Source organism: Dyadobacter sp. CY312 (assembly GCF_021390535.1).
Classification (GTDB): domain Bacteria; phylum Bacteroidota; class Bacteroidia; order Cytophagales; family Spirosomataceae; genus Dyadobacter.
Genome location: NZ_JAJUXG010000005.1, coordinates 284,478 through 299,398, shown reverse-complemented (window position 1 = coordinate 299,398; position 14,921 = coordinate 284,478). Strand labels below are relative to the sequence as shown.

The following is a 14,921-nucleotide window of genomic DNA, read 5'->3' as shown; positions in this document are numbered from 1 at the left end:
CAACTCCGAGGTAATCATAACAGGTATTCAAACAGAATAATTGAGAAATCATGAAGAAGTTCATAAAACAATATACCGTACAATCGCTTGCTATTGGAGCCCTGGCATTGCTTTCTGCTTGCAGCGATACGCATTTTGAGGATATTAACACAGATCCCAACAGACCGGCAAATGCAACAACAACCACAATTTTGCTCGCAGCCGAAAAACAACTGATGGACAACATCCGCAACGAAAATATTTCCTTGCGTGGCTCTCAGCTCTTTGCCCAATATTACAGCCAGAATATTTATAGCGACCAGTCGCGCTACGACATCCCCCGCACCTATTCTGAAACCTATTGGAATAACGCGTACAAAACGCTGAATAATCTCAACGAGATTATTATCCAGAATACCGATCCGGCAAGAAAAGACGTTGCAGCGGCTGGTGTAGCCGGCTCAAACCAAAACCAGATTGCCATTGCGAGGATTCTGAAAGCCTATGCTTTTCAGGGACTAACAGATGTATTCGGTAACATTCCATACCAGTCTTATGGAAACAACGATCCCGAGTTTCAGGCTTTGCAGCAAACACCCGAAAACCTGAGCCCGGCGTATGCAAGTCAGCAAAAGATCTATATCGATATCCTAAGCGAACTGAAAGCCGCGGGTGATACCCTGGCGAAATACAAGACGTTGAACACTTTTGGAAACTATGATGTGATATACAAAGGCAGTAACGAAAAATGGGCAAAATTTGCCAATTCACTTCGTTTGCGGATTGCCACCAGGGTTCGCAAGCAACTGCCGGAGGTTTCAAACTCACACTTTGAAGATGCTTTGCAAAAGGGCGTATTTACATCTAATGCAGATAATGCTGTGTTTAAATACCAGTTGCTGGCTCCTAATGAGGCGCCGTTATTTCGTGCAACCGTAACAGCAAACCGTAAAGACTTTGCAGTTTCTCATGTATTGATTAACATGCTGAAAGGTGAAACCGGCCCCGTAAAAGTGGAAGATCCGCGGCTGGCGATTTACGCAACCAAAAACGTAGCAGGAAACTATGTTGGTCAGCCTTACGGCTTACCCGTAGCAGCAGCTGGTTTGCTCACTGCCACGGACGTAAGTTTACCGGGAACAGCCGTAAATGCGGCCAATTATGCTGAGGTTTTGCAGGAATACGCGGAAGTAGCTTTCCTGATCTCGGAGTACAAAAACTGGGAACAGCAGAGTTACGTGGACGGTGTTACAGCATCGTTGCAAAAGTGGGGAGTTACTCCGGCTCAGATCACAACTTACCTTGTCGCCCTTCCCAAGGCATCTAAGGATGCGGTGATTACTCAAAAGTATCTGGCGCTGTATACGCAGGGCGACGAGGCATGGAGCGAAGTACGCAGAACCGGCGGACCATCCTTCCTTGTAAAACGGGGCGACGTGGTTTGGACAAGAGTTGTAAACGGGCAGTCGACAGAATACAAATTTGAACCATTATTTGGTGAAGGTGTGCCGCTCAGACTTTACTACCCGCCGAAGGAACAAAGTGTGAACCTGGCCAACTACCAAAACGCCGTAAAAGCGCAGGGCAACGACGACATCACGACGTCGCTTTGGTGGAATAAGTAATTTTTAAATGCTTTGAAAAGCTGAACATTGAAGTAGGGTGAAACTGCTTCGGTGTTCAGCTTTTTTTGTTTGCCTGAGGTGACGCTTTCTTTTGCAAAAAAATAATCGGAAAGAATTAGCTTAAAAATATGGTTACTGTAAAAGAAAGACAGCGATTAGCTTTTTCATTTTTACATTTGTCCGCAGCAAGACCGTCCGCATCATATACAAAATAACAGATGGATAATATCGAGATTACAAGAGCGGAGCAGAAGGACATGGATGAGCTTCAAAAAATAGGCAGACAAACCTTCCAGGAGACCTTTTCGGCGAGTAACTCTGAGGAGAATATGAACAAATACCTGGAAGAAGGATTTTCTACTGAAAAATTAACAGCAGAACTGAACGACGAAAACGTAGTGTTCTATTTTGCCAAACTTGACAAAAAGATCATTGGTTATCTGAAACTTAACTTCGGGCAATCTCAAACAGAACTCAAAGATGACAAAGCCCTTGAAATTGAGCGCATATATGTTTTGAAGAAATTTCATGGCAAAAAAGTCGGACAGCTGTTGTACGAAAAAGCGATACAAATTGCAGCACAAAAAAATGCGGACTACGTCTGGCTGGGTGTTTGGGAGGAAAATCCAAGAGCAATCAGTTTTTATAAGAAAAATGGTTTTGTTGAGTTCGATAAGCACATTTTCAAACTGGGCACTGACGAGCAGACTGACATCATGATGAAATTGCAGCTGTCGTCAAATCACAACTAATCCAAGTGCCGCACTACAACTAACAAATCAACTTCATTCCGCATTACCTTTGAAAACAGTATTAATCATTGACGACGAGAATAAACTCCGGTCGCTGCTTGGCAGGATCATCGCGGCAGAAGGATTTGAGGTTTTGGAAGCAGCTGATGCCAAAACAGGTTTAAAACTGGCCGAACATCCGGACATAGACGTGATACTTTGCGATGTAAAACTGCCTGACGGAAACGGGGTATCGCTTGTTCCGATGCTCAAAGCAAAAAATCTGCTTGCAGAGATTATACTACTTACAGCTTACGGAAACATTGCAGATGGCGTGCAGGCCATGAAAAGCGGAGCTTTTGACTACATAGTGAAAGGCGATGACAATGATAAAATTATTCCGCTGCTTACCCGAGCAACAGAGAAAAGCCACTTGCAAAAAAAAGTAAAACAGCTCGAAAATATTGTCGGACGCAAATACTCTTTCGACACCATTCTCGGCAATTCAAAAGCGATACAGACAGCCATTGACCTTGCCAAAAAAGTGGCTCCTTTGGAAACAGCCGTATTGTTGACAGGTGAGACGGGAACGGGTAAAGAGGTTTTTGCCCAGGCTATTCATCACGCGAGTGGGAGATCTGCCAAGAACATTATGGCTCTTAATTGCAGCACTTTCAGTAAAGAAAACCTTGAAAGTGAACTATTTGGATACAAACAAGGCGCCTTTACCGGAGCTAATAAAGACAAAAAAGGTTTGATCGAAGAAGCCAACAATGGCACCTTGTTTCTGGACGAAATCGGCGAACTCCCTCTTGAACTTCAGGCGAAACTTTTGCGAGTACTCGAAACGCACGAATTCATCAAGCTTGGGGACACCAAGCCGATAAAAGCCAACTTTCGCCTCATTGCTGCCACCAACAGAAACTTACAGGAGGAATCCGAACAGAAGCGTTTCCGGTCCGATCTGTACTACCGGCTCAACGTTTTCCAGATACAGCTTCCGCCGCTTCGTGAGCGGGTGAAGGATATAGAACAGCTTACCCGCTATTTTACCGAGTATTTTGCAGCCCAAACCAACAAAAAGAACCTGACCATTTCCGATGACTTCATGAGCAAAATTCAGCTTTACAGCTGGCCGGGAAATATACGTGAACTGAAAAATGTGATTGAAAGAGCGGTGATTTTAAGTGATGAAGAATTGCACACCGACACCCTGCCATTCGAAGTTCAGCAACCTCAGTTCACCACCAAAAGCACTTCATTATCAGCATTTTCGATCAACAGCGTGGAGAAACTGCATATCCAGAAAGTACTGAATTTTTGTAAAGGAAATAAAGCTGAAACGGCCCGATTACTTGAAATTGGCATCGCTACGCTGTACCGAAAACTGGAAGAATACGGCATCAGCCAGCAGCAGGATTGATGCAATAAATTTCTCTCTTTAATAGAAATGGATCTGACACAATCGGATCCATTTTTTATGTCCGATTTTCCTGTTCCATCACTTCCATTTTGATAAACCCTATCATTTTGCCAAGGCTTTTTCTTATAAAAAACTTCGTGTAAATAATTTAAATACTGTATATCAAAGTATTATAAACAAAAACAAGTAATAGGAACGGTTGTGGTATGATGGGTTTAAAACAACCATGAAACGGTTCTGAAAAACAATCAAAACATCAAATCATGATCACAATCCTATTAGTTGCGGCAGGCATATTTTGCTTCGCCCTGTTTTACAAAGTCATTCACTTTTTCGAAAAAATATAATGACAGCACTCTTTCTCATATCAATGGCCGTGTTCGGATACATCTGTTTTGTACTGATCAAACCTTAAAAATTTTAAGCTAATGCGGAAAAACCCAATCAAAACGGACCGCAGGCAGGTCATCGGCATCGGCCTCATCTGGCTTCTCACGTTGTCGCTGCTCTGTATGATTTTCATGAAAAACGAAATCATTTAAACACCTCAAAATGAATACCTAAATATTGGGATACTCTTCCCGTTTATCCTTGCGATTGCACTTGCAATTCCACTGAACCGTTACATAGCAAAAGTTTATGGCGGCGATAAAACTTTTCTTCGCAGGAGCCTGTACAAAGTAGCAGCCCGGTGACGAGAAGCGGCTATGTGGAAGGATTTTATACCAGGGATTTTAACATGCCCGCCAACAATACGACACCCGGATTTTTAATGACTGAAAAAGAAAGCCACGTCAAACATTTTCTGGATCTGATGTAGCAATCCAGGAAAGGTAAATTCAAAGTCTACATCGGTATGAGTGCCGGTTTCGCGACGGGAGAAATTTTTGGCATGTATCAGCAGTAATGATCAGACTGCCCGGCATGTGATCCGGAAAACTGCCCGCCTTGCCAGTTACTACAATAGTAAGTGGTTTGTGCTATACGTGCAAACGCCTAAGGAAAGTCAGGATAAAATCGCACTTGACAAGCAGCGGCATTTGATCAACAACTTCAAACTGGCCACGGAAATGGGGGCAGAAATTATCAGAGTCCATAATCCGAAAATTTCGGAAGCGATCATTGAGGTTGCCGAGCAAAAACAGATCACTACAATTTGCCTTGGAAAGCCACATATCAATTTGTTTAGGGTAATTTTGGCCACAAATGTGTTTAACAACCTGCTCAAAAAGCTATCGTCGTCAGACATTGATCTGGTGATACTGTCGTAGTACTTTTCGGCGGTTTCCCGACTGTTTACAGATTTTCTGAATACAACAAATGAAAATAAAATCAAAACTTAGGCTGGGCATCGGTTTCCTTTTTGCCATGATCATCCTGCTTTCGCTGGTGGCTGCGGTTTTTGTCAACCTCCTGAAAAACGATACGAAAAACGTGTTGGCAGATAACTATAAAACGCTGGAATACGGCAGAAATATGCTTCTGGCATTGGACGAAATGCCCGGGAAACCAGCTGCCTGGAAAAACTTTGAAGCATATCTGAAACAGCAATCGGGTAATATTACTGAACCGGGCGAAGCTTTTGCTACCAAAAAAGTGGCGGACCAATACGCAGCTTTGAAAACTGACCCAGGAAATGCATTCCGTTATAAAGTCATCAAAAAAGAAATTTCAGAGCTGATGCGCATCAACATGGCAGCTATCCAGCAAAAAAGCAACATGGCACTGCAAACGGTGCAGGTTGCTTATACCTGGATCGCAATTACGGGCACCATCTGCGTTTTGCTTGCACTCACATTACTGATTAATTTGCCTGGCACTATTGCAAATCCTATTGGTGAGTTAACAAGGAGCATTCGTGAAATTGCTGCAAAGAATTATTCGCAGAGAGTTCATTTTAACAGCCAGGATGAATTTGGCGAATTGGCAGGATCTTTCAATACCATGGCTGAAAAACTGGAAGAATATAACAATAGTAATTTATCCCGGATATTGATTGAAAAGAAACGTATTGAGGCATTGATCGGCAATATGCACGAACCCGTAATCGGGCTGGATGAGAATAAAACAATTCTGTTTGCCAATGGTGAAGCTGCAAAAATTATAGGGATCGCTTTGCAGGATATGACAGGAAAGTCTGCCATCGACCTATCAAAACACAACGACCTGATGCGATCACTGATCAGCAATTTGGGAACTGATGGTGCTGAAAGTATACCAGAATTATCTCCCTTGAAAATATGTGCCGACAACAAGGAAAGTTTTTTTGAAAAAGAGATTGTCGACATCACCATTACACCAACGGGAGAGAAAAAGAAGCTGTTTATCGGCCAGGTGATCATTCTTAAAAACATTACCCCTTTCAAAGAACTGGATGCCGCCAAAACCAATTTTATCGCCACGGTTTCTCACGAACTGAAAACGCCAATTGCTTCCGTAAAAATGAGCCTTCAATTACTCGAAAACGCTGTAACAGGACCGCTCAACGAGCAACAGAAACAGCTTGTTGAGAGTATTAAAGAAGATGGGGACAGACTTCTGAAAATTACCGGAGAGTTGCTGAATTTGTCGCAGGTAGAAACAGGCAACATTCAGCTGAATATTACTCAGACAAATGTGAAAGATATTGTCGATTATGCACTGAACGCTGTGAAGATCTCAGCGGAACAAAAACAGATCCGACTTTGTGTTGATAAGGAAGAAAACCTGCCCGCTATAAAAGCGGATACTGAAAAAACTGCATGGGTGCTGATCAACTTCCTGACCAACGCCATCCGGTACACACAGCAGGAAGGCATGATTAAAGTCAGCGTACGGGATCACAATGAAAGGGTCCAGTTTTCGGTAACCGACGAAGGAAAAGGCATTGACAGTAAATATCGCACCAAAGTTTTTGAACGTTACTTCCAGGTTCCCGGAAGTCAGAAAACGGGTACGGGGCTCGGGCTGGCTATCAGTAAAGAATTTATTGAAGCGCAGGGTGGCACAATTGGTGTTGAAACAGAAATCGGAATGGGCAGCACATTCTTTTTTGACCTGGTAAAAGCCTAGATAAAAGGAAATTTTGTTTCAAGTTGAAATGTGAGATGTGGACATTTGACTTTCTACATCTCACATTTCACTCAGATAAAATTAACTCAACGCTACCATCGCCTTAATAACCCCATTGGCGGGATCAAGCCAGCTCTGAAATTCATTTTTAACGTCCTCAAAAACAACACGGTGCGTAATGTATGTAGTTGGGTCGATCAACCCGGCTTTCATGCTTTCCGTTACGTGCTCAAAATCAATGCGGGTTGCGTTCCGACTGCTCATTAGTGTGGCTTCTCTTTTATGAAATTCAGGATGACTGAAAGTGATTTCCCCTTTTTGGAGTCCTATCAATACATATCGGCCACCATGCGCAAGATATTGGAACGCTGTGTTGATCGCCCGCAGATTTCCCGTAGCATCCACTATGACCGTTGGCATATCTCCGTTTGTGAGCTCCACCAATCGTTCCTGCACGTTTTCTGTAACAGCATTGATGGTGTGCGAAACGCCGATTTTTTCACGGCAAAATTGGAGTCTGCTATCGTTAATATCCAGAGCGATCACTGTTGCTCCTGCAATTCTAGCAAACTCCATGGTGCCAAGTCCTATCGGCCCTGCTCCTACAACCAGCACCGTGTCCTCTTTGGTAACTGCCGCCCTTCTGATGCCGTGCGCACCAATAGCCAGCGGCTCCACCAAAGCAAGTTCGTCAAAGCTGAGTCCGTTTCCATGGATCAACGAATAAGAAGGAACAGACACATATTCGGACATCCCACCGTCGATGTGCACTCCAAAAACTTTAATTGTGGTACAGCAATTTGGCTTCCCATTTCTGCAAGCAATACATTCTCCGCAGTTGAAATAGGGAATAAAAGTAACCGATTCACCCACCGCAAAACCTGGCGCGCCATCGGTTTCAACAATCTCCCCCGCCAGCTCATGGCCCAAAATCCGTGGATAATTAAAGTAGGGCTGGGTTCCTTCAAAAGCGTGCAGATCGGTTCCACAGATACCTATTCTCTTGATTTTAATAATGGTATGCCCCGGTTGCAGTTCAGGAATTTCGGAATCCTGATAAGCAAATTCACCTGGGGTAATGCAAACTAATGTATTCATGGGAAAGCTATTGGTTTTTAGCTGTTAGCGATCAGCTAACATACTAAGCGACTGTAATTTGATAGAAACTTTAACAGCTACATTTATTGGAATGAAACAGCATACTGCGCTCTATCCGTTTGCCAGAGCTCTGTCGAGATGTACGTAACCGCCATCCACATAAATAAGCTGACCAGTGGTATGGCTTGACTGTTTGGACAAAAGGAAAACGGTCATGTTTGCGATCTCTTCGGCAGTTGTCATCCGGTTTTCCAGAGGAATATTGGCAACAATTGATTCCAGCTTTTCTTTGGGATTGGGCAAAGTTTCTATCCAGCGCTCATATAGCGGTGTCCAGCATTCGGCCACAATGACCGCATTCACCCGGATTCCGTACTTCAATAATTCCACCGCCCATTCACGGGTAAGGGCATTACGCCCTCCGTTGGCAGCTGCATAGGCCGATGTTCCGCCCTGACCGGTTTCCGCCGTTTTGGAACTGATATTTACAATGGCACCTTTCGATTCTTTAAGTGCCGGCAAAGCGTGCTGCGCCATCAGGTAGTAATGCACGACATTTTTATGTAATGAGGCAATAAAGTCTTCATAATTACCATTTTCCAATCCTACACCGTCGTTAACACCTGCGTTGTTGACCAGTCCGTCGATGCGACCAAATTCCTTTAAAACCACGTCCACAGCATTTTTTGAAGCTTCTGGCAGCGTAAGTTCCGCCGCTACCTGAAACGACCTGAACCCTTTTACTGCGAGATCATCCACCACCTTTTGATTGTCGGCTGCATTGCGACCGACAATTACAGGAATCGCGCCTTCCGCTGCTAACGTGTATACAATCCCCTCACCTATCCCCTTGGCGCCACCAGTTACTATAACGACCTTATCTTTAAGTTGTAAATCCATTTGTATTGTATTTTATTGGTTATTGGCTGTTAGCCATTAGCTTTATAAGTTTGAGTCTCGAAACGAAAATTTAAACAAGCCATTTTACTAATAACAGCTCAGCCCTGATCAATGCGAAGCGCCTAGTTTGACGCTTTTAATTGAGTTGTTTTTAATGGCAAAATAAAGAACCACAATAAAGCAAACCGCTGGCACAATGTAGGCGATCTGGATGGACGAAACATCAGATACCTGCCCCATGATTAATGGGAAAAAGGCACCTCCTACGATGGACATGATCACCAGGGATGACCCGATCTTCGTTTTGGCACCTAATCCACGGATGCTAAGCGCAAAAATGGTAGGAAACATGATCGACATAAAAAACTGAACACCTACCAATGCGTAAACCGAAACCATACCTGTGGTGCTAATGGCAGCTGCGAGTAACAGAATGTTAATCAGACTATAAATGGCCAGCAATCGTGGAGGCGCAATAAATTTCATCAGATAGGTTCCGATGAAGCGGCCGATCATAAAACTTAAAAATGCTCCTGAAAGCAAATAGGCTGCTGTTTTTTCTTCTATTCCTGCCACATGATCGGCAAACCTGATAAAAAAACTGCTGATGCAGACTTGTGCACCAACGTAGAAAAATTGTGCGACTACACCCAGAATAAGATTTTTTTCACCAAAAATAGAACCCTGACTTGCACCTGCAACTTCTTCCTCTTCTTTAATTTCGGGCAGTTGTGTGCGCCAGATCAGCGCGGCAACGAGTAATACCACGATACCAATCATGATAAACGGCATTTGTACGGATGCTGCTTCCATATCCAGGTAATCGTTCAGCTGTGCTGTTGGCATTGCCTGTAATTCCTTTTCCGAAAAAGACTTGCCTGATAAAATGAAAGTGCCGCCCATTAAAGGCGCAAGGAATGCTGCCAAACCGTTGAATGATTGTGCAAAGTTGAGGCGCTGCGTTGCAGAATCGGCATCTCCCAGTACCGTAATGTATGGATTGGCAGCGGTTTCAAGCAAAGTAAGCCCACTGGCAATGATGAAAAGTGCAACCAGAAAAAAGCCAAAATGGCGCATTTCGGCTGCGGGATAAAAAAGGAATGTACCAAAGGCAAAAAGCAGCAAACCCAGCGTGATTCCAGCTTTATAGCCAAATCTTTTCATGAAAAAACCCGCCGGCAGTGCGATCAGAAAATAGGCAAAATACGATGCAGAATCGATGAGTGCAGACTGAAAATCGCTTAGCTGACAAGCTTTTTTGAGGTGCGGAATTAATATTGGGTTCAGATTCAATGCAAATCCCCAGAGGAAAAACAGGGATGTGATCAGGATAATAGCCAGCCTCGTTTTACGATCAGCCATAAATTTAAATTGGGTTATAAAATGTCAGTTAAAAAGATAGGATATCAAAACGAAACGATAAGGTATCAAAGCTCGAAAATCTGATCCATGAGCACCCATTTTTCACCAGGAGCGGCCCATGGAAGTGGCTGCTGGAACTTCCATACAAACTGTTCCCAATCCTGTACTTCCTGGTTTCCGGCATCCATTGCAGCCTTCGTTGCAAAGTCAAAATTATCCTCGGTTTCCATAATCATGAACAACCGGTTTCCGGTACGGAATATATCCATCCTGATGATTCCTGCATCTTTGATACTTTTTATGATCTCCGGACGGGCGTTCTCTGGTTTGTGCCATTTTTCGTATTCAGCAATCAACTCCTGATCGTCTTTGAGGTCTACCGCAAGGCAATATTTCTTCATAATTTGTTCAGTTCTATTTTTACTCATTCCTGCTATTCCGAAAGTCTCAGGAGGAATACGCAACAAAAGTATAGTTTAATAAATTACAGCTATTGTACAAAAATATACTTCATTTTAACAAATCGGACTATTTTGAATATTTTTGGGTTTCAGATTTGTTCGTATAATTCGTTAATTATGAATAACAATGACTTTAAATCTACTTTTTCGTTATTGAACGCGGATTACGTAAGGTTGAACAAAACGTGGAATTACCGCAATGTAATCAGCCCATTTTATCGGATTTACCTGATCGACGATGGCTTGGGCTCACTGGGTGACAAGGATAATGACCTGATTCTGGAAAAGGGGTTTTTGTATCTCGTTCCCAGTTTTACACTCTGTAATCATCATTGTCCTCACCACCTGAGCCAGTTTTACATTCATGTTCTGGAAGAAAGCGCAGACGGCAATTCGCTTTTTGCCGCCAACAGAAAAATTCACAAAATCGCATCTACTGAGGAGGACATTGCCAAGTTCAGGAGGATTATACAACTTAATCCCGGACGCGGGTTAAAAGGAATCGATAACCCGAGGGAATACGAAAGACAATCTACACTCGCAGGTTTTCAGCAACGTAACGATTTGATTTCGTTGGCAGATTATATAGAAACTCACGGGCTGATTTTTCAACTCATCGCCAGATTTTTACGCGCCGAAAATTTTAAATTGGCAGAAAACAAAAAAATACCTTCGAAAGTACTGGATGCAATCAATTATATACAAACGCATCTGCATACCAACATCACAGTGGAGCATCTGGCGGAACGCGCAAGTCAAAACCCGAATTACTTTTCAAGGGTTTTCACGCGTTATACTGCGGAAAGACCGCTCGCCTACATCCAAAAAAAGAGAGTTGAAAGGGCACAATACCTGATACTAACCACAGAGCTGCCACTTTCTGAAATCGCAGCAGATACCGGTTTTGAAAGTTTGTCCTACTTTTCAAGAATATTCAAAAACATTGCGGGGCAGACCCCATCCCGCTACAAGACCAATAATAGCATTGTATAATCCTGAATCGCATCGCGATGGACAGTGTTATCAATCATTCGCAGATGCAGATAATCCTGAAATTTAAAAAGTGAGCCGCCTTTCTTTTTGATTACTAAAACCACGTGAACGGGACAGGAATTGTTTTAAAGGCTGCCCGCCGGTGAGCCGCCCAATGAGCCAGTTGCCCCAGGCAAGCGAAAGCAGAAGAATTACGAAAGCCATGTACGGCCAGTAAGAAGCTATGTTTATCAGGAACTGGATCATCATCAAGGAGTTTATGTTAGACAAATGACAGTTACTACAAGGCTTAAATAATCGTTCCAGCACAGATATTTATTACAAGAAGATAAGGTTGTTAACAAAAAAGCCGCCGGAATAGTACATCCGACGGCTTTTTATTCATTAAATATTAATCCTGGGAATTACAGTTTCACAAACTTGCTGTTTACAACCTGACCATCTTTACGGGTGATTTGTACTACATAAATACCCGCAGTCAGTTGATTTGTAGCTATGGCAGGAATGATTGCTCCGGCAGACTCAAAAACAACCTTTCCGATAGCATTGATAACCTTAACCGTTTTCACGTTGTTCCAATCTTTAAACTGAATAGAAAGTGTTTCAGAGTTAGCAACAGGGTTTGGATATACGCTAATCGTTTCTTTATTGAATGTAACGCTCTGGATTCCGCTGTAAGCGAAAGTACCGTCCTTGTCGATCATTTTCAAACGATAAAGGTTTTCTCCGTCAACCGGGTTTTGATCATTGAAATAGTAACGGTTTAAAGAAGTGCTTTCTCCATTTGTTTTAACGTTACCGATTTTAACCCACTGCTTGCTGCTATTGCTTCTTTCCACATCGAAACTTTCACTGTTCACTTCCTCGGTGGTTGCCCAGTTCAATTGTGCAATCTGTCCTTCTTTTTTAGCTGTAAAGCTAGTTAATTTTACGGGAAGGGAACCTGTAACTGTAACGGTATAAGAATAGGTTACGACATCTCCCAAAGCTGGTGTTGTACCAATGTCAGCAATTCTGGCACCACCACTCGCAGCTGGTCCAACGTCAGAAATCGTTACATTGAAATTAAACGTCCCCTCCTCTGTTGGAATTCCACTAATTAAACCGGTGGTCAGATTTAGTGTCAACCCAGTCTGACTTGTAAGTGTAGGAGAAACAAAATTTAAAGCACGACCTGCTGTGGGGTTGGTAGCCACATAAGTTTCTGTATACGCACCCCCTTTGGTACCACCAGGCAGTGTGTTTTGCACAGGCAATGGTAAAACCGTAACAACTGAAGTTGCTCTCCCTGACTTAGCTGTGCAGCCTGGCAAGTTAGATTCTACACTATAAGTAGATGTCACAGTCGGAGATACATTCAATGGAGAACCTGTTCCAATGCTTGCATTGTCACTATTGTACCACGTAATTACATCAGTTGCGTTAAGAGAAGTAGCACTAAGTGTTGCCATTTTCCCGGTATAAATCAAATCGCCGGTGCCGGTAGTCACCACCGGTACAGGCAAAATTCTCTTAACACTATGAATTTTTAAATTGCTGAGCGCGCTCAATACTCCAACTGTCGAAATACTGACTCTGTCAAATGCCCCTGTTGTAGGAAACCGAACAGTAACAGGATCTCCGTTCTGAAATAAACCAAGTAAATCCAAACTCAATAGACTTCCAACCCCACGACTACCTACATTTGTTGTATTATTTAATGCATTGATAACAAAACCATCAAGTAGCCCAACAGAAACAACAGTGGGAGGAATGGAAAGTGTAACCTCAACGTCGCCTGCGCCAGCACCTGAGAACAATACAGTTTCGGAGATACTTCCGCCTGCGGTAACACCTGTATTAATTTGGGTTCGCGGAGTAGCACCTGTAAGTAAAGCGTATGGATTGGTTACTCCCGCAGCTAAACTTGCAATTGATCCATTAACACCGTATAGGACATCAACTGGCGAATCACAATTTACTGGTGTAGTTACCGGTTTTAAATAGTAGGCGTGGTAGAATTTTGCAGAGAGTCCAAGAGCCAAGGTGGAATTTAGCTTTAGCCGCACACCGTTATATGCCACAGCTGTACCACCAGAATTTTTTGGAATGAAAGTTACCTCATAAACATTGGTACCTCCCGAAAGAACTCCACCACCTAATAAACCCAGAAGATTAGCCCCAGTAATAACCTCACCCACTACATTACCATTATTGGTTGCAGCTACTTCGATTTGGTTCAATACACCCAGTATACTTTCCCCCGATTCTATCTTTAAGGTTACCGGAGTACCAGCGGCTGGAACATCGCCTGCTGCAAATCTAATATTCTGAGAAGCGCTAAATAAATTCAAAATCCCAATATCAACACTAAGGGTGGAATAATCCTCCACGCCAGTGGTAGCTAACGCATTTGTCCTATCAGTAACATCGGCTACAAAAGCCGAATGATCTACGTCACCTGATGGCGCGGAAGTAGCATAAACCCGTTGAAAATATTGTGCAGAGGCACTAAACGAATAAGTAGCCAACAAAAATGCTACCAGTAGTATGGCTTTAACCTTTGTAAAAGTGCAAGATCTTAAAAAAATAAAAGTTTTCATAGGGTCATATATTATGTGTAACATAATTCAAAATTGATTAAAAAGAATGTGCGCGAAACGACTCACCGTAATCTAGCGTACTCCTGGCATATTGATAAGGCAAAATAACCTGGCTGGTTTGTGATGACATTTAATTGAATCTTTCATAGGATAAACGTTAAAGTGAACATTAATTGAGAGTTAAATAATCGTTAGTTAAGAATCAGTACAGAGCAATATCTCACCAATCGAGTGGTGATACATATTGCCGTTACTCAGAATTTGCTTCAAAAACATGTCAGCAACTTTAAACCCAAAAAGCGTTGCGACACGAACATAAAATACACTAACTCATTACGATATACGTAGCGTACAGCGTAATGCAATCTTAAAGTGCGATATATAGATAGTGAAACAGTTTACAGCGTATTAAATGCGAAACTGAAAAGATGTGTTTGATGTATAGTTTTACAATAAGTTTTGGTTTAAAATTAACTAATGCGACAAGCAACTTCCGTCAACTACCGTTCAAAAATAACAAATTAAACTTTCAATAAAAATTTTTTGAACCTTATTCAAAAATAATTCTATGATTAAAAACATATAATTGGACACAAACATGTCCGGACGGCAACAAACTTTTTCTTCAACGCCACAAAAACTAATTTGAATCAGTATCATTAATGACTAGTTTCTGAGGCAGAATTCAAAAAAAGCCTGTCAGGACATCTAAAACA

General features: G+C 42.5%; 12 protein-coding genes. 6 read left to right on the top strand and 6 right to left on the bottom strand.

Annotated features, from left to right (window positions below):
• The first annotated feature begins 50 nt into the window (after positions 1–50).
• The 5 genes from LZG71_RS08870 to LZG71_RS08850 all read left to right on the top strand — a co-directional run bounded on the left by LZG71_RS08870 (position 51) and on the right by LZG71_RS08850 (position 6,809).
• Entirely contained in the window at positions 51–1,604 is a 1,554-nt protein-coding gene (locus LZG71_RS08870; protein WP_233819157.1) for a SusD/RagB family nutrient-binding outer membrane lipoprotein, read from the top strand.
• A 218-nt stretch (positions 1,605–1,822) separates the two neighbouring features.
• Positions 1,823–2,356 carry a GNAT family N-acetyltransferase gene (locus LZG71_RS08865; RefSeq protein WP_233819155.1) on the top strand — a complete coding sequence of 178 codons (534 nt, stop codon included), beginning with the start codon at positions 1,823–1,825 and terminating at the stop codon, positions 2,354–2,356.
• A 49-nt stretch (positions 2,357–2,405) separates the two neighbouring features.
• A complete protein-coding gene (locus tag LZG71_RS08860; RefSeq protein WP_233819153.1) occupies positions 2,406–3,758 on the top strand; it encodes a sigma-54 dependent transcriptional regulator in 1,353 nt (450 codons plus the stop codon).
• A gap of 860 nt (positions 3,759–4,618) precedes the next feature.
• Complete coding sequence (locus LZG71_RS08855) at positions 4,619–5,029, top strand: universal stress protein (protein ID WP_310587749.1); 411 nt, start codon at positions 4,619–4,621, stop codon at positions 5,027–5,029.
• 49 nt (positions 5,030–5,078) lie between these two features.
• A complete protein-coding gene (locus tag LZG71_RS08850) occupies positions 5,079–6,809 on the top strand; it encodes an ATP-binding protein (RefSeq protein WP_233819150.1) in 1,731 nt (576 codons plus the stop codon).
• 81 nt (positions 6,810–6,890) lie between these two features.
• On the opposite strand, the gene LZG71_RS08845 is transcribed toward LZG71_RS08850, so the two are convergent.
• The 4 genes from LZG71_RS08845 to LZG71_RS08830 all read right to left on the bottom strand — a co-directional run bounded on the left by LZG71_RS08845 (position 6,891) and on the right by LZG71_RS08830 (position 10,570).
• Positions 6,891–7,907 carry a zinc-binding alcohol dehydrogenase family protein gene (locus LZG71_RS08845; RefSeq protein WP_233819148.1) on the bottom strand — a complete coding sequence of 339 codons (1,017 nt, stop codon included), beginning with the start codon at positions 7,905–7,907 and terminating at the stop codon, positions 6,891–6,893.
• 111 nt (positions 7,908–8,018) lie between these two features.
• Positions 8,019–8,807 carry an SDR family oxidoreductase gene (locus LZG71_RS08840; RefSeq protein WP_233819146.1) on the bottom strand — a complete coding sequence of 263 codons (789 nt, stop codon included), beginning with the start codon at positions 8,805–8,807 and terminating at the stop codon, positions 8,019–8,021.
• Between the two features lie 108 nt (positions 8,808–8,915).
• On the bottom strand, positions 8,916–10,169 hold the full coding sequence (fucP, locus tag LZG71_RS08835; protein WP_233819144.1) for an L-fucose:H+ symporter permease: 1,254 nt from the start codon (positions 10,167–10,169) through the stop codon (positions 8,916–8,918).
• A gap of 65 nt (positions 10,170–10,234) precedes the next feature.
• A complete protein-coding gene (locus LZG71_RS08830; RefSeq protein WP_233819142.1) occupies positions 10,235–10,570 on the bottom strand; it encodes an L-rhamnose mutarotase in 336 nt (111 codons plus the stop codon).
• Positions 10,571–10,747: 177 nt separating this feature from the next.
• On the opposite strand from LZG71_RS08830, the gene LZG71_RS08825 reads away from it, so the two are divergent.
• Positions 10,748–11,623 (top strand): AraC family transcriptional regulator, encoded by an 876-nt coding sequence (locus LZG71_RS08825; RefSeq protein WP_233819140.1) that lies wholly within the window; start codon positions 10,748–10,750, stop codon positions 11,621–11,623.
• Between the two features lie 63 nt (positions 11,624–11,686).
• Here the strand turns inward: LZG71_RS08825 and LZG71_RS08820 are convergent, their stop codons facing one another.
• Both LZG71_RS08820 and LZG71_RS08815 read right to left on the bottom strand, forming a co-directional pair.
• Positions 11,687–11,872 (bottom strand): hypothetical protein, encoded by a 186-nt coding sequence (locus tag LZG71_RS08820; protein ID WP_233819138.1) that lies wholly within the window; start codon positions 11,870–11,872, stop codon positions 11,687–11,689.
• 155 nt (positions 11,873–12,027) lie between these two features.
• A complete protein-coding gene (locus LZG71_RS08815; RefSeq protein ID WP_233819136.1) occupies positions 12,028–14,205 on the bottom strand; it encodes a T9SS type A sorting domain-containing protein in 2,178 nt (725 codons plus the stop codon).
• Positions 14,206–14,921 lie beyond the last annotated feature (716 nt).